This window comes from Streptomyces taklimakanensis, from assembly GCF_009709575.1.
Classification (GTDB): Bacteria; Actinomycetota; Actinomycetes; order Streptomycetales; family Streptomycetaceae; genus Streptomyces; species Streptomyces taklimakanensis.
On sequence record NZ_WIXO01000001.1, the window covers coordinates 5,661,309 to 5,680,034 of the forward strand.

Consider the following 18,726-nt stretch of genomic DNA (forward strand, 5'->3'; position numbering starts at 1 on the left):
GCGACACCAACCGCCGAAGGAAGGGCTCGTGAAACCGTGACCACCGTCGACACACCGGCCACCGACCGCGAAGACGGCGGCCGAATCCCGCCCGCCAGGGGCCGGCTCGCCGTCGCCACGGTGGCCCTCGGCCTCTTCTCCCTGATGACCTCCGAGTTGCTGCCGGTCGGGCTGCTCACTTCCGTCGGCTCCGACCTGGGCGTCTCCCCGGGCACGGCGGGGCTGATGGTGACCGTGCCCGGACTGGTCGCCGCCGTCTCGGCGCCCTTGGTCGCCGTCGCGGCCGGGCGCGTCGACCGCCGCACCGTCCTGGCCGTGCTGCTCGGTCTGGTGGCGGTGGCCAACCTGGTGTGCGCGACGGCGGACCACTTCGCCGTCGTCCTGACCGCCCGCTTCCTGGTGGGGATCAGCGTGGGCGGGTTCTGGGCGGTCGTCGGAGGCATCGCGCCGCGCCTGGTTCCCAGGGAGCGGGTGCCGCGCGCCACCGCGGCGATCTTCGCGGGCGTCGGTGCCGCCTCCGTCCTGGGCGTGCCCACCGGCACCTTCGTCGGCCACCTCGCCGGTTGGCGGACGGCGTTCGCGGCCGTGGGCGTCCTCGCCCTGGTGGTCCTGGGCTGCCTGGTCGCGTTGATGCCGAAGGTGCCCGCGCGGCGCGGCGTCCGCCTCGCGGACCTGCCCGGAGCCCTCGGGGGCGGCACGGGAGTGCGCACCGGCATCGCCCTGTTGGCGTTCGCCGTCACCGGTCACTTCGCCGCGTACACCTTCGTCCGTCCGGTGCTGCGCGACGACGGCGTCCCCGAGGGCGCGGTCGGAGCGCTGCTGCTGCTCTTCGGCGCCGCCTGTGTCGCCGGCACCTTCGCCGCCGGCGCACTGGCCGAGCGTTCGCGGCGGACGGCCGCGGGAGCCTGCACGGTCTTGGTCTCCGCCCTGATCCTTCTGGCGGCGACCGACACCGGGGTCCTGACGGCGGGCGCCCTCCTGGCCCTGTGGGGGTTCGGCTACGGCGCCGTGCCGGTCACCTTCCAGAACCGCATCCTGCGCGCCGCGCCGGAACCCCGTGAGGCCGCCTCGGCCCTGTACGTGTCGGCCTTCAACACCTCCGTCGCCGTCGGCGCGCTCCTGGGCGGACTGGCCGTCGACGCCTCCGGTCCCCAGGGCGCCCTGTGGACCGGGGCGGCCATCGCCGTCCTCGTCCCCCTGGTCCTGGTCGGCGCCGCCCGTGTCCGCCCGGCGGTACGACCGGGCGCGTCGTCCACCGTCCCCGGTGGACCCGTGAGGGGGCGGGGGAGGAGCCGGGCCGCGCGGTGAGCCGGGCGAGGGCGGCCGGCCGGCGGCGGGCGGGGGTCAGTCGACCTCCGCCACGGCGCGGGCGAACTGGGCCCGGTACAACCGGGCGTAGGCCCCGCCGGCCGCCAACAGCTCCTCGTGCCGCCCCTGCTCGACGATCGAGCCGTCCTCCATCACCAAGATGGTGTCGGCGTCCCTGACGGTGGAGAGCCGGTGGGCGATCACGAAACTGGTGCGGCCGTGCGCCAACCGCGCCATCGCCCGCTGGACCAGCAGTTCGGTGCGGGTGTCCACCGAGCTGGTCGCCTCGTCGAGCACCAGGACCGCCGGGTCGGACAGGAAGGCCCGCGCGATGGTGACGAGCTGCTTCTCACCGGCGCTGATCCCGCTGCCCTCGTCGTCGAGCACCGTGTCGTAACCGTTCGGGAGGGTGCGGACGAACCGGTCGGCGTGGGCGGCGCGCGCCGCCTCCTCGATCTCCTCCCGGGTCACCTCGCGGTGGGCTCCGTACGCGATGTTCTCCGCGATCGTGCCGCCGAACAGCCAGGCGTCCTGGAGGACCATGCCGATGTTCGAGCGCAGGTCGTCCCGCGACATGCGCGCGACGTCCACCCCGTCCAGGACGATGCGTCCGCCCGTCACCTCGTAGAACCGCATCAACAGGTTGACCAGGGTGGTCTTGCCCGCGCCGGTGGGGCCGACGACGGCCACGGTGCGGCCCGGCTCGACCGTCAGCGACAGGTCCTCGATGAGCGGTCTGTCCTCGGAGTAGCGGAAGCAGACCTTCTCCAGCACGACCCTCCCCAGCCGCTCCTGCGGGCGTGCCCCCGGCACCGGGTCGGGCTCCTGTTCCTCGGCGTCGAGGAGTTCGAAGACCCGCTCGGCCGAGGCGACGCCCGACTGCACCAGGTTCGCCATCGAGGCGATCTGGCTGAGCGGCATCGAGAACTGTCGGGAGTACTGGACGAAGGCCTGCACGTCACCGATCGACAGCGTTCCCGAGGCGACCCGCAACCCGCCGACCACGGCGACCAGCACGTAGTTGAGGTTGGAGACGCAGAACATCAGCGGCTGCATGATCCCGCCGGCGAACTGCGCCCGGAACGACGCCTCGTACAGCGCGTCGTTGTGCTCGGCGAACGCCCTGGCCGACTCCTCCTGCCGCCCGAAGACCTTCACCAGGGAGTGCCCGGTGTACATCTCCTCGATGTGCGCGTTCAGCTCGCCGGTGGACTTCCACTGCCGCACGAACTGCGGCTGCGACCGCCTGCCGACGCCCTTGGCGACCGCGAACGACAGCGGCACGGTGACCAGGGCGACCAGTGCCAGCAGCGGCGAGATCCAGAACATCATCGCCAGCACGCCGACGACGGTGAGCAGCGAGTTGGCCAACTGGCCCATGGTCTGTTGGAGGGTCTGACCGATGTTGTCGATGTCGTTGCCGGACCGGCTGAGCACCTCGCCGCGCTGCCGCCGGTCGAAGTACGACAGCGGCAGCCGCGACAGCTTCGCCTGCACGTCCTCGCGCAGCCGGTACACGGTCCGGTTGACCGCCCGGTTGACCAGGCGGGTCGCGACCGCCATCAGCAGTCCGGCGACCGCGAACACCGCGAGCGCGAGCAGCAGCATCTTCCCGACGGCTGTGAAGTCGATGCCCCGGCCGGGGGTGAAGTCGGCCCCGGAGAGCATCTCGGCGGTGTCGTCCCGCCCCTCCTCCCGCATGCGGTCGAGGATCCGTTCCCGGTCGACTCCCTCGGGCATGTCGCGCCCCACGACCCCGGCGAAGACCAGGTCGGTCGCCCGACCCAGGATCATCGGTCCCGCCACGGAGAGCGCCACGCTCAGCAGCACGGTCAGGAGCATGCCGCACACCGTGGCCCGCTCCGGCCCGAAGCGGGCCAACAACCGCTTCCCGGAACCGACGAAGTTCATCGACCGTTGGTGCGGGCCGCCCGCGGCCATCCGTCCCATGGCCATCAGTGGGCCTCCGCTTCCGTCAGTTGGGAGAGCACGATCTCCCGGTAGGTGTCGTTGCCGGCCAGGAGGGCGTCGTGGTGTCCGCTGCCGACCACCCGACCCCGGTCGAGGACCACGATGCGGTCGGCGTCGCGGACGGTCGACACGCGCTGGGCGACGATCACGACCGTCGCACCGGCGGTCTCCCGGGCCAGCGCGGCGCGCAGCGCGGCGTCGGTCGCGTAGTCGAGCGCCGAGAAGGAGTCGTCGAAGAGGTAGATCTCCGGACGCTGCACCAGGGTCCGCGCGATCGCCAGCCGCTGCCGTTGCCCGCCGGAGACGTTGGTGCCGCCCTGTGCGACGGGCGCGTCGAGCCCGCCCTCCAGCCGCCGGACGAAGTCCGCGGCCTGGGCGGTCTCCAGGGCGTGCCACAGCTCCTCGTCCGTGGCGTCCGGCCTGCCGTACCGCAGGTTCGTCGCGACGGTGCCGGAGAACAGGTACGGCCTCTGTGGCACCAGTCCCACGGTCCTCGCCAACCGGGCCGGGTCCAGTCTCCGCACGTCCACACCGCCGACCAGGACCTCGCCCTCGGTCACGTCGAACAGCCGGGGCACCAGGGAGAGCAGCGTGGACTTCCCGCTCCCGGTCGACCCGATCACCGCCGTGGTCTCGCCGGGCCCGGCCACCAGGTTCACGTCGCGCAGGACGGGTTCCTCGGCGCCCGGGTAGCGGAACCCGGCCCCGCGGATCTCCAGGTGTCCGTGGAACCGCACCTCCCGCACCGGCTCGCTCGGCGGCGCCACGCTGGTGGAGGTCTCCAGGACCTCCTGGAGACGCTCGGCGCACACGTCCGCGCGCGGCACCATCATGAACATGAACGTGGCCATCATCACGCTCATCACGATCTGCATCAGGTAGGCGAGGAACGCGGTCAACGCCCCGATCTCCATGTCGCCGGCGTCGATGCGGTGGGCGCCGAACCAGGCCACCGCGACCGACGAGAGGTTCACGACGGTCATGACGATCGGGAACATCAGCGCGAGCAACCGTCCGCTGCCCAGGGACACCTCGGTCAGCTCGGTGTTGGCGACGCGGAAGCGTTCCCTCTCGTGTCCGTCGCGGACGAAGGCCCGGACCACCCGGATGCCGGTGATCTGCTCGCGCAGCACCCGGTTGACCGTGTCGAGCCGTTCCTGCATCGCCCGGAACAGCGGACGCAGTCGTCGCACGATCAGCCCCACGGCGAGGCCGAGCACCGGCACGACCGCGACCAGTACCGACGACAGCGGCACGTCGATCCCCAGGGCCATCACGATGCCGCCCACGCACATGATCGGTGCCGACACCATGAGCGTGAAGCCCATCAGGACCAGTGCCTGCACCTGCTGGACGTCGTTGGTGGTCCGGGTGATCAACGACGGGGCCCCGAACCGGCCCAGTTCGCGGGCGGAGAAGGACTGCACCCGGTCGAAGACCGCTGCCCGCACGTCCCGGCCGAACGCGGCGGCGGTCCGCGCGCCGTGCAGGACGGCTCCGATGTTGCAGCCGACCTGGACCACGGTGACCGCGAGCATGACGGCACCGGAGGCGAGGATGCGGCCGGTGTCCCCCGCCACGACGCCGTTGTCGATGATGTCCGCGTTGAGCGCGGGCAGGCAGAGGGTGGCGCAGGTCTGGAGGAACTGCAGCAGCACCAGGGCGCACACCGCCCTCCGGTAGGGAGCGAGGTGCCTTCTGAGCAGGACGGTGAGCACGTGGGTCCCCCGTGTCGGTGTGGTCGGGGCCGCGCGGAGCGGCCAGGCCATCATCCGTCACGGGACGCGGTGCTTCCCAGGGGTTGTGGACGGAAGGGGGGCACGGGGGTGTTCCCCCGGCGTCCCCGACCCGGAGGTGGCGCTCCGTCGGCCCGTCGGCCCGCCGTCAGCCCGCCCCGCGCTCGATCAGGCGGCGGTGGGACTCCGACAACCCCTCGGGAAGGTCGTCGGGCGGAAACCAGCCGGCCTCCAGGATCTCGAAGGGGTCGATCCGCAGGGTGCCCCCGCGGAGCCGGGCCTCGTACGCCGCCTCCACGCGCAGTCGGTAGCCGCTCTCGAGGCGGACGAGTTCGCCGACGCGCACGTCGAGCCCGGTCTCCTCGCGCACCTCGCGCACGACCGTCTCCGCCAGGGACTCGCCCTTGCGGGCACAGCCCGTCGGAAGGCCCCACGGGCGGTCCTTCCGCCACAGGCGGTGCCGCAGGAGGAGCACGTTGCCGTCGTCGTCGCGCACGACGCCGGTGACACCGACCGTGAACTTCGCGTGCGCGAGCCACAGGACGCGCCACTGCACCGGGCCCGCGAGCAGGTGCCACAGACGGGCGGCGAGCCTCCTCATGTCGCCTGCTCCGGTCGCGGGGCCGGTGCGCCGGCCCCGGCCGTCGCCGCGGGCCCGTCCGTGGTGCGGGCCCGGTCGGGGGCGCGGTGCGGTGCTCGGCGCGCGCGAGCGCGGCCCGCCGGGGGGTGGGCGGTCCGGTTGTGAGGCATCCGGCCATTGTGCCGGAGCCCCGCGCCACCCCCCACCCGGTTCCCCGCGGTCCGGTCCGTCCCGCCAGGATCAGGTCGCGCGCCAGTATCCCAGCGCGTGCAGCCGCTCCCTGGGCACGGCCGCCTGCTTGCGCGCGTGCGCGGCCAGGGCCCGGGTGGTGGCCGTGTCGCAGGCGATCCACACGTAGGGGGCGGGTTCGGCGGCCACCGAGCCCGGCAGGGCGGCCGTCACCTCGGTGACCAGTCGGGCGCCGGCCCCCTCGCGGGGGACCCACCGAAGTTCGTGCCGGGCGGGGTCGAGCCGCAGCGGCAGCTCCGTGTCGCCCTCGTGGGCGGTCTCGAACCAGACGGTCGCCGGGGTGTCGGGGAAGGAGTCCAGCAGGGAGTTGACGGCCGGGAGCGAGGCCGGGTCGCCGACGACGAGCAGCCGGGAGGGCGCGGGATCGGGGGTGCCGAACCCCGTGCCGTGGACGGTGGCCTCGATCGTGTCGCCCGGCCGTGCCGCGCGCGCCCAGTCGCAGGCGACGCCCCGGTGCAGCGCGAACTCCAGGTCGAACGTTCCGGCGTCCGGGTCGGGGTCGACCAGGGTGTAGGCGCGCTGGTGGGGTTTGCCCGCGTCGTCGAACCAGAGGCGGACCCACATCGTGGGGTGCACGCCGGTCGCGGCGAGCATGCCACCGTCCGACACCCGGATGCGGCGGTAGTGCTCGGTGACCGGTTCGGTCTCGATCACCGTGAGGACGAAGTCCTTGCCCCGCAGCAGCTTGAGGACCACACCCTCCCAGCCGTGTCGCACGGTTCCCCCCTTCCGCCGCCCGGATTGCTTTCCGACCGACGTCGAATTAGCTTAGGTAAGCCTAACCTAATCAATGAAGGGTGTGCGGGCAACCGCTGCCCGAAAGCGGTGACGTTCGGGCGCCGGGAACCGATCGGGCCCCCCGCCCGCCGGCCGTCCGGCCCCGTCCGCTCGCGCACCGAGCGAGGAGAACCATGGCCGGCGCCGGCAGCACCCCTGACACCGTCCGTCACCCCGACCGCGAACGACCCGTCACCGGTCGCGGAGCCGTGCGGATCACCCCCGTGGACCCCGAACGGGACGCCCCCGTGATCCACCGCTGGGTCACCGAGGAGCGCGCCGCCTTCTGGGGCATGACGGGAACGAGCGTCGAGGACGTCCGCGACGTCTACGCCCACATGGGCACCCTCGACACCCACCACGCCCACCTCGTCCACCGGGGCGACGAGCCCGTCGCGCTCTTCCAGACCTACGACCCGGCCGAGGACCGGGTGGGGTCGTGCTACGAGGTCCGGCCCGGCGACGTGGGGGTCCACCTGCTCGTCGCCCCCGCCGCCGGTGCCTCCGAACGAGGCTTCACCGAGCGCCTGGTGACCGCTCTGCTCACCCGCCTGTCGGCCGACCCCGGCCTGAGACGGATCGTCGTCGAACCCGACGCCCGCAACGAGAAGGCGATCGCCCGCCTGCTGCGCACCGGGTTCGAACCCGGACCCGAGGTCGTCCTCCCCGCGATCGACCTGCCCGACGTCCGACTCCCCGCGAAGCGCGCCCGGCTGGCGTTCCTGCGGCGCGAGGCGTTCCCCCTCTGACGGTCGGCCGCGTGCCGGAGGAGCGCGGCGCACCGGTCGGCCGCGGTGGAAATACGGCGCACCGAGCCCGTGTTGGCGCCGGTGAGCGCCGTCGCCGGGAAGGTCCGCCCCCGGCGCCGGCCGTCCCGTACCCATCCGCCCACCCCGGGAGGACCCATGCGCGTGATCGGCTTCGACCACGTCGTTCTCAGCGTCACCGACATCGAGCGCTCCCTCGCCTTCTACCGCGACAAACTCGGCCTGGAGCCGGTGCGCGTCGACGAGTGGCGCCGGGGCGACGCGCCCTTCCCGTCGGTTCGGGTCTCCCCGACGACGATCATCGACCTGGTGTCGCGGAAGGAGGGGGAGCCGGCCGCGGGCGCCAACGTCGACCACATCTGCCTGGTGGTGGAGCCGCTGGACTGGCAGGAGGTCGTCGACTCGGGCGAGTTCGAGGTGCTGGACGGCCCCGGCCCGCGCTTCGGCGCCCGGGGCACCGCCCAGTCCCTCTACGTGCGCGACCCCGACCGCAACACCGTGGAACTGCGCTGGTACCCGCAGGACGCCTGAACGGGCGGAGCCGGGAGCCGTGCCGCGCCGCCGCCGGTCCGTCCCAGGAGGACCGGCGGCGGCGCTTCCGTCGCGCGCGGGTCCGCGGCGACGCCGGCGCGCCGAAGGTGGTGGCCCCTCAGAAACTCGCCACCCAGTACGGTTCGAGCGTCAGGAGGCCGTTGCCCCTGGCGCCGGCGACCGATCCGGAAGTGCTCCGGGCCAGGGTGTACCAGGAGTCCACGTAGTCCGGGTCGTCGGTCCACCAGTCGTCGGGCACGGCGTCCAGGACGGCGTCGACCAGCGGGACGTAGGCGCCGAGGTCGACGACGGTGAGCAGGGCGTCGGCGATGGCCTTGGCCAGGGCCCGGTAGTTGGTGCCGCCGTCCTCCTCCATCATCACCACGTCCGCCAGGTCGTACTTGTAGGACGACCAGTTGACCAGGATCTGGTTCGGGCGGTAGGTCTTCCCGTCCTCGTCGAGGTAGGGCATCTCGACCGGATCGACCCGCACCTTGCCGTCCGGGCCGAAGCCGGTCACCAGGGAGTAGATCTCGGCGTCGCCCTTGATCCACGGTTCCTCGTCGTCGGACAGCCGGACCGAGGTGATGCGGCTCGTCCAGAAACCGTCGCCCGTGGCGCCGGCCGACGCCACCGGCCGGGGAGCGGACAGACCGCGTCGGGCGAGTTCCTCGCGCAGGACCTCCATGCCGGCGGAGACGGCCTTCTCCGAGTCGAGGTCCACCACGTAGACCGGCCGTTCGGGGACGTGCCGGACGTCCAGCGTGTGGGAGCGACCACCGCTGTCGTAGGCGGTCACCGTCGTGGCGTCGTCGTCGGGCGCCGCGGCCACCAGCGGTTCGGCGCCGGCCCTGAGGGAGGCGCGCATGGACGCGTCGGCGAGGCGGAGCCGCAGCAGGGAGCCGACGCCCGCGTCCAACCCCTTGGCCTCGGCCAACCTCCGGTCGGCTCCGTCGACCACCGCCCCGAGGCTCCCCACGGTGGCGGAGGGGGCCTTCCGTACGAGGGCGTCGAGAGCGACCTCGTGCGAGGCGAGGGTCGCCGCCCGGACCCGGGCGCGCCAGTCGGTCCCGGAGAGGGAGACGGCGAGGGAGCGGGCGGTGTCGTTCTTGATCGTGGCGACGGCGGTGCCGTCCCGTTCGGTCTTCGGCGGAGCGGTCGCCGAGGCGGGTACTTGGACGGAAGCGAAGCCGAGGGCCGTCAGGGCGGCGCACACGACGGCGGTTCTCCGTCCGCGGGATCCGAGGGCGGTCACGCGGGCCTCCTGTGGGGAATCGGGAGAGGGGGCGTGGTGCGGAAGGGCGTACCGGAGTCGGCGGCCTCCGTCTATGCGGGTAGAGGCCACCGCGCCGCCCAGAATGGCGTGGGCACGCCAGAGCCACAAGAGGGCCGTTCGGACAGCCGCGCCCGAACACGACCGATGTCCCGCCGGGAGCCGAAGGGCCCGCGGGCCCGCCGGGCGGCCCGATGGCCGGAGGACGGGCGGGAGGTGGCAGGATCGGAGGGTGTTGGAAAGGATCATCGCCGCTTGTGACGGCGCGTCGAAGGGTAATCCCGGGCCCGCGGCCTGGGCATGGGTCATCGCCGGCGCGGACGGCGAGGTGGAGCGCTGGGAGGCCGGGCCGCTGGGCCGGGCGACGAACAATGTGGCGGAACTGACCGCGCTGCGGGAGTTGTTGGAGACCCTCGATCCGGCGGTGCCGGTGGAGGTGCGGATGGACTCCCAGTACGCGATGAAGGCGGTCACCACCTGGCTGCCGGGGTGGCGCCGCAGGGGCTGGAAGACCGCCGCGGGCACGCCGGTGGCCAACCAGGCCCTGGTGATGCGCATCGACGAACTGCTGACCGACCGGGACGTGGAGTTCGTCCACACGCCGGCCCACCGGGTGGACGGGGACCGGCTCAACGACGCGGCCGACCGCGCGGCGAGCCACACCGCCCGCACCCAGCGACCGATCGGCTCGGCGACGGGCGACACCCTGCCCCCACCGGACCCCACGACACCCTCCACCGGCGGAAAGGGCACCCGCCGCCCGGCCGGGAAGGCGACGGGCCGCCCGAGGGCCGCGCGCTCCTCGGGCGGCTCGGTCAAGGCCCGGTTTCCGGGCCGGTGCCGCTGCGGGCGGCCCTACGCGAAGGGCGAGACGATCGCCAAGAACCCCGATGGCTGGGGCCACCCCTCCTGTGCCGCCGGTACGGGCGACGGCGCGTGAGGTGCTCCGATCGCGTCGGGCGGTCCGGTGCCCCGTCGTCTGCAACGTGACATTGTAAAGTGGGGCCGCAGGATCACGGAGGGCGGTTCATGAGCGAGTCCAGGCCCCAAAGACCCGTCTCGATGCAGGCCCATCTACGTGACCAGGTGGCCGACGCCCTCCGGGCCGCACTGGTCGCGGGTGAACTGCGGCCCGGGGTGGTCTACTCCGCCCCCGCCCTCGCCGCCGAGTACGGGGTGTCCGCCACCCCCGTGCGCGAGGCCATGTTGGACCTGGCCCGCCAGGGGCTGGTCGAAGCGGTACGGAACAAGGGCTTCCGGGTCACTGAGCCGTCCGAACGCGATCTGGCGGAGTTCACCGAACTCCGCCTCCTGATCGAGGCCCCGACCATCGGCAGGGTGACCCGGACGGCCACGCGGGAACAGCTCGAGGCTCTGCGTCCCACCGCGGAGGGGACCGTGGCCGCCGCGCGCTCCGGTGACCTGGTCGGGTACCTGGAGGCGGACCGCCGCTTCCACCTCGGCCTGCTCTCCCTGGCGGGCAACGCCCGTCTCGTCGAAGCGGTGGACGACCTGCGCAGGCGCTCCCGCCTCCACGCCTACGCCGACCTCGTGGAGACGGGCCCGCTGGTGGAGTCGGCGCGGGAACACGCCGAACTGCTGGACACCATGCTGGCCGGCGACGCGGCGGCGGCCGAGACACGCATGCGCCACCACCTGGCCCGCGTCCACCGGTGAAGGTTCCCGAGGCGGCTCCGCGCCATGACCGGCGGCCCGCCGCCTCCAACGAGTCGGTGCGTGATGGCGGCTGCGATGTCGTGCCGGGCAGGTGGCGCGGTCCGGGTGTGGCGATCACGGTCGATCGGGCGGTCCTGACGCATCGGCTGTTCACAGGAATCTCCCGGCGTCGTCTCGCCTGTTCGGCCGAGGAGTCGGCCGTGCCGTGGCAGGCCGGCGTCGAGGGCCGTCGCCGCGCTGCGGGGAGCGGGGCGCCCCGTTACCGTGGGCGGTGTGCGCCCACGGCCCCTCGCGGCGCGAGGCACGGGGGCCGGCCGGGACGGCGCGCCCTTCCCGGTCCCGGCCGGACCGGTACTTCATCGGGAGATTCCATGTACCTGTCGAATACGCGCTTCCCACCCTCGAACGCGGCGGTCTGGGCCCGGCGGCTGCCGTTGCGGACGACCGCCGGGGTGTTCCTGGTCAACTCCGGCCTGACGAAGACGGGCGCGGACGAGGAGACCGCCGGGGGACTGCACGGGTTCGCCTCCGGCGCCTACCCGTTCGTGGGACGGATGGAGCCCCGGCGGTTCACCGGGATCCTGTCGAAGACGGAGATCGGGCTCGGCGCGGCGCTGCTGGTGCCCTTCGTCCCGGCGACCGTGGTGGGAGCCGGACTGACCGCGTTCTCGCTCGGCACGCTCGGCCTGTACCTGCGCACTCCCGGCATGCGTCGGGAGGGCAGCCTGCGGTGGACGGAGCAGGGACTCCCGCTGGCCAAGGACGCCTGGATGCTCGGCATCGGGGTGTCCCTGGTGATCGACGGACTCACCGGGGGAGTCGCCCCCCGGCGCGGGCGCGGGCGCGGGGCGTGGTCGTGGTGGTCCCGGCGACCGTGACGCCGTCGGCGTCGGGCGCCGGCCTGTGGGGTCGGCTCTCGGCGAGCGGCCCCACGGGCGAGTGTCGGTGACCGGTGTCAGGGTGGAGTCGTGGGGATCCGCGAAGGGAGATCGCCATGATCACCACGGGCTCCGTTCCCGGTCCGCCGTACCGGCTCGCCCCCGAGGCGCCGTACGGCCGTGTCGGGCGGAATGTCCGTGACGTGGGTCACCGTTGTCCGGAAGGCGACCCCCGGGCCGGAGGGCCCGGAGACCACCGCCGAAGCGCGACCTCGATGCGAGGGGGCGAACTCCATGACGTACGCGATCCGGGCGGAGGGCCTGGCCAAACGCTTCAAGGAGACCAGGGCGCTGGACGGCGTGGACCTGGTCGCCCGAACCGGGACGGTGTTGGGGCTGCTCGGGCCCAACGGAGCGGGCAAGACCACCGCCGTGCGGATCTTCGCCACCCTGCTCCAACCGGATGCCGGGCGGGCCGAGGTGGCCGGACACGACGTGGTCCGCGAGGCCGGGGCGGTGCGCTCGCTCGTCGGTCTGACCGGCCAGTACGCGGCGGTCGACGAGAACCTGACCGGTACGGAGAACCTGCTGCTGATCGGCCGGCTGCTGGGGATACCGAGGCGTGAGGCGAAGGCGCGGGCGGCCGAGCTGCTGGAGCGCTTCGGCCTGACGGACGCGGCGGGACGCGCGGTGAAGACGTTCTCGGGCGGCATGCGGCGCAGGCTGGACCTGGCGGCGAGCCTGGTGGGCCGGCCCCGCATCCTCTTCCTCGACGAGCCGACGACCGGGCTCGACCCGCGCAGTCGGGGCGAGGTGTGGGACATGTTGCGCGGCCTGGTCGCCGAGGGGGTGACCGCGCTGTTGACCACGCAGTACCTGAACGAGGCGGATCTGCTCGCCGACCGGATCGTGGTGATCGACAAGGGGCGGGTCATCGCCGAGGGCACGCCCGACGAACTGAAGTCGCAGGTGGGCGGGCAGGTGCTCCAACTGCGGCCGGTGCGGGGGAACGATCTGGCGACCGCCCATGCCGCGGTGGCACAGGAGGCCGGGCCACGGACCCGGATCGAGGGCGAGGCGATCACGGCACCGGTCGACGACCCGGAGCTGTTGCCCGCCGTCGTCCGCCGGCTGGACGGGGCCGGCATCGCGGTGGGCGAGCTGACCCTGCGCCGTTCGTCGCTGGACGAGGTCTTCCTGTCCCTGACCGGCCGCCGTACCGCGTCGGACGGGGAACGGCCCGGGGCGGACGACGCCGACCCCGACCACGGCGGCACCGGGAAGGACGAGAAGGACGAGAAGGAGGTGAGCAGGCCGTGACCGCCACGACGGCCGATGCCACCCTCACCGCGAGCGGCCGGGTCCGCCCGGGCGCCGGGCTGCGGCAGACCGCCACCATGGCGTGGCGCAGCCTCGTCGCCGTCAAGCACAATCCGCTGGAGCTCGTCGACTACAGCATCACGCCGATCATGTTCGTGTTCCTCTTCACGTACGTGCTCGGCGGTCAGATGGCCGGTTCGCCCGGGGCGTACCTGGAGTACGCCCTGCCGGGGATCATCGTCCAGAACACCCTGTTCATGACCACCTACACGGCGTTGGCCCTCAACACCGACCTCACCAAGGGGGTCTTCGACCGGTTGCGCAGCCTGCCGATAGCCCGCTCCGCCCCGCTGGTCGGCCGGATCACCGCCGACCTGGCCAAACACCTGTGGGCGACACTCCTGATGCTCGCGCTCGGCCTGGCCCTCGGCTTCCGTGCCACCGGCGGCCTCGGCGGCTTCCTCGCGGGCACGCTGCTGCTCGTCGTCTTCGCGGCGGCGGTGTCCTGGAGCGCGGTGCTGATCGGCATGCTCGCGAGCGACGCGGAGAAGGTCCAGGCGTTCGGCTTCACCCTCATCTTCCCGATCACCTTCACCAGCAGCGCCTTCGTCCGTGTCGACACCATGCCCGGCTGGCTCCAGGCCTGGGCGGACGTCAACCCGGTCACCCACCTGTCGGACGCGTTCCGCGGACTGCTGCTGGGCGGCGAGGTGGGTCGGCCGTTGCTGTGGTCGCTGGTCTGGGCGGTGGCGATAGCCGCGGTCTTCTACCCGTTGGCGATGCGCTCCTACCGGGCGAGGGTGTGAGAGGACGGGGCGCGTCGCGTCGAAGCGGTGACCAAGACGGGCGCCCCGGGCGGTGGTGCCGATTGACGGATTGGCGTCCGCCCCCGGTGGGCAGTGAACTTTCAGTGTGTCATGAGCACGACCCCCTTCCCCCACGAGGAGGCCGACCATGCACGTCCGCACGCTCGTCCGCAGCGCCACCGCCACCCTGGCGATGACGCTCGCCCTGGCCGGTGGCCAGGCTGTTGCCGCTCCCTCCCCCGCCGGGGACCGCGCCCTCGCCCCACGTGTGCTCACCTACGACGCGAGCGCGTCCGCCGAGTTCAAAAGCGCGGTCGACCGGGGGGCGGCGATCTGGAACGAGAGCGTCGACGGCGTCGAACTGCGGCCGGTCGCGACCGGCCGGCGCGCCGACATACGGATCCTGGCCGACAACGGCTGGCCCCGCGCCCTGCCCACCACACTGGGCAACGGAATCGTCTACATCGGACGGCAGGCCGTCGTCCAGGGCTACGACACGGTCCGGATCTCCGCGCACGAGCTCGGCCACATCCTGGGCCTGCCGGACCGCAAGCCAGGCCCCTGTTCGAGCCTGATGTCCGGTTCCAGCGCCGGCACCGCGTGCAAGAACCCGTATCCGAACGCGGCGGAGAGGGCGGAGGTCGAGAGGGACTTCGGCGGCGTGTCGGTCCGGACGGCGGAGGGACCGCGCGACGTGGTGACCGCGGACTGACGCGCGAGGCGGCGGGCGCCGGTCGGCGCCGTCGGTGACCGGCCCCGGACGGACGCCCCTCGGGCCGGGCCCCGGCGGCGCCCCGCACCGGAACGGGGGACATCGGCCCCGCCGCGCTCGGTTGGGCTTTCCGGGGCGGCGGCCTGTGGCTACCCTCGTGGCGCGCGTGCCCACGGTGGGGCCCCGGTCGCGCGGTCCCGGTTGGGCAGGCCGCTCCTCGCCACCCCCCTAGGAGAACGGTGTCTGGTCATGGTGGGATCCACCCCTGCTTCGGTGCAGCGTCACCGGTGGTTCGACTGGTCCGAGTTACGGGCGGACCTGCGGTCGGCGGTGCCCGACGCCACCGCCGCGCTGGTGGTCACGGCGGGAATCTTCGTCTGGCTGTACGCGCGCGTGTCCTCCGGCACCTCCATGACGCTCCAGGTGATGCCCGACCTGGCCGACGCCGACCGGTACTGGATGTACTGGCTGTGCCAGGCGTTCGGATGGAGCGGTCTGCTGTGGGCGTGGCTCACGATCATGCTGGGTCTGGTCAGGTCCAGCTCCCGGCCCGGGTGGCTGCGGGTGTCCGTGGCGCGGATCGAGCGGTGGCACCGCACCACGAGCCTGACCACGATCGGCCTGATGTTCGCCCACGCCGCCCTGTTCTTCGCCGAACTGGTGCGCGCCGACGAGGACGGGCGGAGCTGGATCGGCCGTCTGACCACCTCCTTCGCCGAGGTGTTCGTCCCCGGCGTCTACTCCTCGGGAACGGGCCGGATCGCCATCCTGATCGGCCTGCTGGCCCTCTACCTGACGATCCCCCTCGGTCTGGCCTTCTATCTGCGGCGGACCACCGGCTCCCGGATGTGGCGGGCCCTGCACCGCTTCATCGTCGTCGGCTACGTCCTCAGCGTCTGGCACACCCTGCTGTACGGCACCAACGTCTGGTACGACGGGGCCTTCCGCACCACGGTGTGGCTGCTCCAACTACCCGTCGCCGTCCTGTTCCTGGTCCGCCTGCTGGCCCCCGCGCGGCGCGGCGAGCGCCTGCGCCCGCGCGACGCCGCCGGGCGGCCGGGAGCGGTGTCCCTGGTGGCGCGCCTGGCGGGCCGGGTCGCCGTCGCGGCCACCGTCGTCGGTCTGCTGGTGGTCGCCGCCACCGGCCGGGACGGTGGCCGTACCCCGGGCGTCTCCGGTGCCGGACTCGACGTCACCCGGACACAGGTGTGGGTGGGCCTGGTCGTGCTGCTCGTCGTCCTCGCCGTCGTCGTCCGCCGGATGAGCCCCACCCGGAGCGCCCCGAAGCCCGCTCGGGCCCCGGACCGCGACGGCTCCGCGACGTCCGGTGCCGACACGGGGCGCGGAGGGCACTGACCACCCTCGGCGGTGGTCGAGGACGGTGGGGCCGGGCACGTCGTCGGGGTCGGGCGTGCGCAGGGCGAGCAGCGCGATGTCGTCGTCGTTGTCGGTGGGGCGGACACGCTCCAAGAGGAGGTCGCAGAAGACCTCCAGGGGGCGACGGGCCAGGGCGGCGGCGTGCCGGCGCAGCCGGGTCAGCCCGTCGTCGATGGAGTGGCCGGGGGACTCGACCAACCCGTCGGTGTAGAGCACCAGGGCGGACCGGGGCGGCAACGTGACCACGGCGTCGGTGCGGACGGAGCCGAGCTCGGCACCGAGCAGGAGCCCGTGTCCGGCCGTCAGGAAACGGGTCCGTCCGTCGTGGTCGATCAGCAGGGGCGGGGGGTGGCCGGCGTTGGTCCAGCGCAGTCGCCACCGCCCGGCACCGGCGTCCTCCATCCGGGCGAAGACGACGGTGGCCATCGACGCCTCGGTCACGTGCGGCATCGCCCGGTCGAGCAGATCGACGATCACGCTGGGCGGCTCCTGGCGGGACCAGGCGTAGGCGCGGAGCATGTTGCGGACCTGGGCCATGCCGGCGGCGGCGTCGAGGTCGTGGCCGACCACGTCGCCGATCACCACGGCGGTCGCCCCGTCGGGGAGGGCGAAGGCGTCGTACCAGTCGCCGCCGACCTGGGAGGCGTGCGGTGCGGGCACGTAGCGCGCCGCCATCTCCAGAGCCGGTACGCGGGGGGTCTGCGGCAGCAGGTGGCGTTGCATGGTCTCGGCGACCCGCCGCTGCCGCTGGTACAGGCGGGCGTTGTCCAACGCGAGCCCCGCCCGACGGGCGATGTCGTCGAGCAGTGAGAGGTCGGCGGCGGTGAACGCCCCCGGACGCTCGGAGCGGCCCAGCGTCAGGGCTCCCAGGACGTCCCGCAGGCCGTGGATCGGGGCGATGGCGGCGGAGTGCATGCCGGTCGCCCGGAACAGTTCGCGCTGGGCGACCGCGATGCCCGAGTCCGGGGGGCCCTGGTAGGTCTCGGGACCGGCCAGCGTCGAGGCCGCGCCGCGCAGCGCCCGTGACAGGGGCATCGGGGAGTCCTGCGGCACCGGGGGCATCGGGCCCCGCAGGTCCTCCCGGTGCCGCAGGACGCCGTCCCGGTGGTGCACCACGGCCGTCCGCCGCACCTCGCCGTTCTCGGTGATCAGGTCCACCACCGCCCAGTCCGCCAGGCGGGGCAGCACCAACCGCACCAGTCGGTGCAGCGTCTCCTCGGTGTCCAGGGTCGAGGTGAGCTGTGTGGTGGTCTCGGCGAGCAGGGCCAGGCGCTCCAGCTCCGACAGCGGTGCCGCGGGATCACCCTGCTCCCACTCGACGGACTCGGGGAGGACCGGCTCGTGGAGGAGCACCATCGAGCCCGCCGCCCCCCCGCCGAGCCGGCAGGGGGTGGCCAGCCAGGACAACGGCAGCAGCGAGCCGTCCCCACGCTCGAACCACCCCCGCTCGCCCTGGGCCGTCCGGCCGCCGAGGAACGCCCGCAGGATCAGGCACTGGGCGCGCGGGAGCGTCTGTCCCCGACCGTCTCGGTGCAGAAGGTCGTGGGCGTCCTGGCCGAGGAGGTCGCCGGCGGGCCGGGCGAGCAGCGACTGGGCCCGGTCGTTCACCCAGACGATGCGCCCCTGCTCGTCCATCACGTACACCCCCGCGTCGGGAATGTCCGGCACCCCGGCCGGCGGCACCCCCGGTGTCACCGGCCGGGGCGGCTCACCGTTCCCGCCGGCGTCGTGGAAGATCATGACCGAACCTCCTCGGCTCCGCCTCGCCTGCCGCCCACTTTTTCACGGTCACCCGCCGGAACCGATCGACATCCGCTGTCGGATCGCCGGTTCCGCCCCGACCGGCCCGGCCCCACCGCCCTCCTCACCGGTGGAGGGGACCGGAGAGACGGGAGGGGCCGGGGAACCGGAGGAGACGGGGAGGAGACGGCCGAGCGGTCCGCGTCAGGTCCGCTCCTCCCGGGCTGCCGCGCCGTCGTCGTAGACGAGGAGGCCGTCGGTCCGCAGGCGCACCCCCGACGTGGGGGAGTGCGCCGTCAGGCGCCCGTCGTGCATCAGATGGCGGGTCGGCACACCACGGGCGAGGACGGCGAAATCGGCGATGAGACGACGGTGGCACCGCCACCACACCGCCTCGCTGCACATCACCGCCGTGCGCGTCTCCGCCGCCTGCCGCACCAGGTCGTCCATCGCGGTGACGAACCCGGGGGTGCGGGTGTGGGCGGCGTAACCGCGGAAGGAGGCGTTGCGCCACACCGTGTCGGGCGAGTGCGGGGACGGCTTGCGGAACCCGCCCAGACGCTGCTCCCACCGGTAGGCGATGCCTTCCTCGGGCATCCATCGGGCGAGCCGCTGCCGCGACAGGTCCGGATCGCGCCGGCTGCCGGGAGCGGTCCTCACGTCCACCACGGCGGTCACGCCGGCGTGGTGCAGGAGTTCCGCGAGCGCCGCCCGGCCCGCGGTGCTGTGGCCGAACGTGATCAGCTCGAACCGGGACATCGGATGCCCTCCCCGGGGTGTTCCGCGCCGGGGCCGGCCGACCGGGGAAGGCCGACGGCCGACTGTTCCTCGGCGAAGTGGACGGCCGTCTCCCACATCGCCCGCAGCCCGTCGGTCTCAAAGCCCCGGGGCCGGTCGGGGGCCGGCGGGGGCGCCCGGAAACGCGACGCGACCACCCCGACGCCGGGCCGAGCCCGGACGAGGCGATCGCGGCCACCCGGGGGATCGACCCGCAACCGTTCGGACATGGGCCGCCTTCTACCCG

General features: G+C 73.3%; 16 protein-coding genes and 2 pseudogenes. 11 read left to right on the forward strand and 7 right to left on the reverse strand.

The features are described from left to right. The first annotated feature begins 36 nt into the window (after nucleotides 1-36). Nucleotides 37-1,308, forward strand: coding sequence for an MFS transporter (locus F0L17_RS25005; RefSeq protein ID WP_162466667.1), 1,272 nt, complete (start codon nucleotides 37-39; stop codon nucleotides 1,306-1,308). Between the two features lie 36 nt (nucleotides 1,309-1,344). Here F0L17_RS25005 and F0L17_RS25010 read toward each other — a convergent pair whose 3' ends face one another. From F0L17_RS25010 to F0L17_RS25025, 4 genes are all read right to left on the reverse strand, one after another. Next, a complete protein-coding gene (locus tag F0L17_RS25010; protein WP_155072801.1) occupies nucleotides 1,345-3,264 on the reverse strand; it encodes an ABC transporter ATP-binding protein in 1,920 nt (639 codons plus the stop codon). Further along, complete coding sequence (locus tag F0L17_RS25015; protein WP_162466668.1) at nucleotides 3,264-4,997, reverse strand: ABC transporter transmembrane domain-containing protein; 1,734 nt, start codon at nucleotides 4,995-4,997, stop codon at nucleotides 3,264-3,266. Before F0L17_RS25015 ends, F0L17_RS25010 begins: the two co-directional genes overlap by 1 nt. 166 nt (nucleotides 4,998-5,163) lie before the next feature. Next, a complete protein-coding gene (locus F0L17_RS25020; protein ID WP_155072803.1) occupies nucleotides 5,164-5,616 on the reverse strand; it encodes an NUDIX domain-containing protein in 453 nt (150 codons plus the stop codon). A 219-nt stretch (nucleotides 5,617-5,835) separates the two neighbouring features. Beyond that, a complete protein-coding gene (locus F0L17_RS25025) occupies nucleotides 5,836-6,561 on the reverse strand; it encodes an SIP domain-containing protein (RefSeq protein WP_162466669.1) in 726 nt (241 codons plus the stop codon). Nucleotides 6,562-6,755: 194 nt separating this feature from the next. Here F0L17_RS25025 and F0L17_RS25030 point away from each other — a divergent pair, with 194 nt between their 5' ends. Both F0L17_RS25030 and F0L17_RS25035 read left to right on the forward strand, forming a co-directional pair. Continuing rightward, the gene (locus F0L17_RS25030; RefSeq protein ID WP_155072804.1) at nucleotides 6,756-7,370 is read left to right on the forward strand and encodes a GNAT family N-acetyltransferase; all 615 of its coding nucleotides are present in this window, start codon (nucleotides 6,756-6,758) and stop codon (nucleotides 7,368-7,370) included. 156 nt (nucleotides 7,371-7,526) lie between these two features. Further along, nucleotides 7,527-7,919: a VOC family protein gene (locus F0L17_RS25035; protein WP_155072805.1), complete on the forward strand. Its 393-nt coding sequence runs from the start codon at nucleotides 7,527-7,529 to the stop codon at nucleotides 7,917-7,919. 118 nt (nucleotides 7,920-8,037) lie between these two features. Here F0L17_RS25035 and F0L17_RS25040 read toward each other — a convergent pair whose 3' ends face one another. After that, complete coding sequence (locus tag F0L17_RS25040) at nucleotides 8,038-9,174, reverse strand: DUF3103 family protein (RefSeq protein ID WP_338018213.1); 1,137 nt, start codon at nucleotides 9,172-9,174, stop codon at nucleotides 8,038-8,040. 250 nt (nucleotides 9,175-9,424) lie between these two features. Between F0L17_RS25040 and F0L17_RS25045 the strand changes: the two genes are divergently transcribed. The 8 genes and pseudogenes from F0L17_RS25045 to F0L17_RS25075 all read left to right on the forward strand — a co-directional run bounded on the left by F0L17_RS25045 (nucleotide 9,425) and on the right by F0L17_RS25075 (nucleotide 15,941). Then, nucleotides 9,425-10,132 carry an RNase H family protein gene (locus F0L17_RS25045; RefSeq protein ID WP_202918007.1) on the forward strand — a complete coding sequence of 236 codons (708 nt, stop codon included), beginning with the start codon at nucleotides 9,425-9,427 and terminating at the stop codon, nucleotides 10,130-10,132. An 89-nt stretch (nucleotides 10,133-10,221) separates the two neighbouring features. Then, the gene (locus F0L17_RS25050; RefSeq protein ID WP_155072808.1) at nucleotides 10,222-10,869 is read left to right on the forward strand and encodes a GntR family transcriptional regulator; all 648 of its coding nucleotides are present in this window, start codon (nucleotides 10,222-10,224) and stop codon (nucleotides 10,867-10,869) included. Nucleotides 10,870-10,976: 107 nt separating this feature from the next. Beyond that, a pseudogene (locus tag F0L17_RS28395) lies at nucleotides 10,977-11,174 on the forward strand (transposase family protein); the annotation flags it as partial. A gap of 66 nt (nucleotides 11,175-11,240) precedes the next feature. Continuing rightward, nucleotides 11,241-11,747: a hypothetical protein gene (locus F0L17_RS25055; protein WP_238419609.1), complete on the forward strand. Its 507-nt coding sequence runs from the start codon at nucleotides 11,241-11,243 to the stop codon at nucleotides 11,745-11,747. 294 nt (nucleotides 11,748-12,041) lie between these two features. Further along, complete coding sequence (locus F0L17_RS25060) at nucleotides 12,042-13,067, forward strand: ATP-binding cassette domain-containing protein (RefSeq protein ID WP_155072809.1); 1,026 nt, start codon at nucleotides 12,042-12,044, stop codon at nucleotides 13,065-13,067. Further along, on the forward strand, nucleotides 13,064-13,873 hold the full coding sequence (locus F0L17_RS25065) for an ABC transporter permease (RefSeq protein WP_162466670.1): 810 nt from the start codon (nucleotides 13,064-13,066) through the stop codon (nucleotides 13,871-13,873). The genes F0L17_RS25060 and F0L17_RS25065 overlap by 4 nt, the downstream gene beginning before the upstream one ends. Nucleotides 13,874-14,021: 148 nt before the next feature. Then, nucleotides 14,022-14,585, forward strand: a complete 564-nt coding sequence (locus F0L17_RS25070) for a snapalysin family zinc-dependent metalloprotease (RefSeq protein WP_155072810.1) — start codon at nucleotides 14,022-14,024, stop codon at nucleotides 14,583-14,585. A 249-nt stretch (nucleotides 14,586-14,834) separates the two neighbouring features. Beyond that, entirely contained in the window at nucleotides 14,835-15,941 is a 1,107-nt protein-coding gene (locus F0L17_RS25075) for a ferric reductase-like transmembrane domain-containing protein (RefSeq protein ID WP_155072811.1), read from the forward strand. Between the two features lie 51 nt (nucleotides 15,942-15,992). Here the strand turns inward: F0L17_RS25075 and F0L17_RS25080 are convergent. Next, nucleotides 15,993-17,702: pseudogene (locus tag F0L17_RS25080) on the reverse strand (PP2C family protein-serine/threonine phosphatase); the annotation flags it as partial. Between the two features lie 204 nt (nucleotides 17,703-17,906). Then, entirely contained in the window at nucleotides 17,907-18,461 is a 555-nt protein-coding gene (locus tag F0L17_RS25085; RefSeq protein WP_155072812.1) for a DUF488 domain-containing protein, read from the reverse strand. Between the last annotated feature and the right edge of the window lie 265 nt (nucleotides 18,462-18,726).

Excerpts from the sequence above, each read along its gene's own strand:
- F0L17_RS25010 (WP_155072801.1), bottom strand. The coding sequence starts at position 3,264 with ATGGCCATGGGACGGATGGCCGCGGGCGGCCCGCACCAACGGTCGATG.
- F0L17_RS25020 (WP_155072803.1), bottom strand. The coding sequence starts at position 5,616 with ATGAGGAGGCTCGCCGCCCGTCTGTGGCACCTGCTCGCGGGCCCGGTG.
- F0L17_RS25030 (WP_155072804.1), top strand. The coding sequence starts at position 6,756 with ATGGCCGGCGCCGGCAGCACCCCTGACACCGTCCGTCACCCCGACCGC.
- F0L17_RS25035 (WP_155072805.1), top strand. The coding sequence starts at position 7,527 with ATGCGCGTGATCGGCTTCGACCACGTCGTTCTCAGCGTCACCGACATC.
- F0L17_RS25050 (WP_155072808.1), top strand. The coding sequence starts at position 10,222 with ATGAGCGAGTCCAGGCCCCAAAGACCCGTCTCGATGCAGGCCCATCTA.
- F0L17_RS25055 (WP_238419609.1), top strand. The coding sequence starts at position 11,241 with ATGTACCTGTCGAATACGCGCTTCCCACCCTCGAACGCGGCGGTCTGG.
- F0L17_RS25060 (WP_155072809.1), top strand. The coding sequence starts at position 12,042 with ATGACGTACGCGATCCGGGCGGAGGGCCTGGCCAAACGCTTCAAGGAG.
- F0L17_RS25070 (WP_155072810.1), top strand. The coding sequence starts at position 14,022 with ATGCACGTCCGCACGCTCGTCCGCAGCGCCACCGCCACCCTGGCGATG.
- F0L17_RS25075 (WP_155072811.1), top strand. The coding sequence starts at position 14,835 with ATGGTGGGATCCACCCCTGCTTCGGTGCAGCGTCACCGGTGGTTCGAC.
- F0L17_RS25085 (WP_155072812.1), bottom strand. The coding sequence starts at position 18,461 with ATGTCCCGGTTCGAGCTGATCACGTTCGGCCACAGCACCGCGGGCCGG.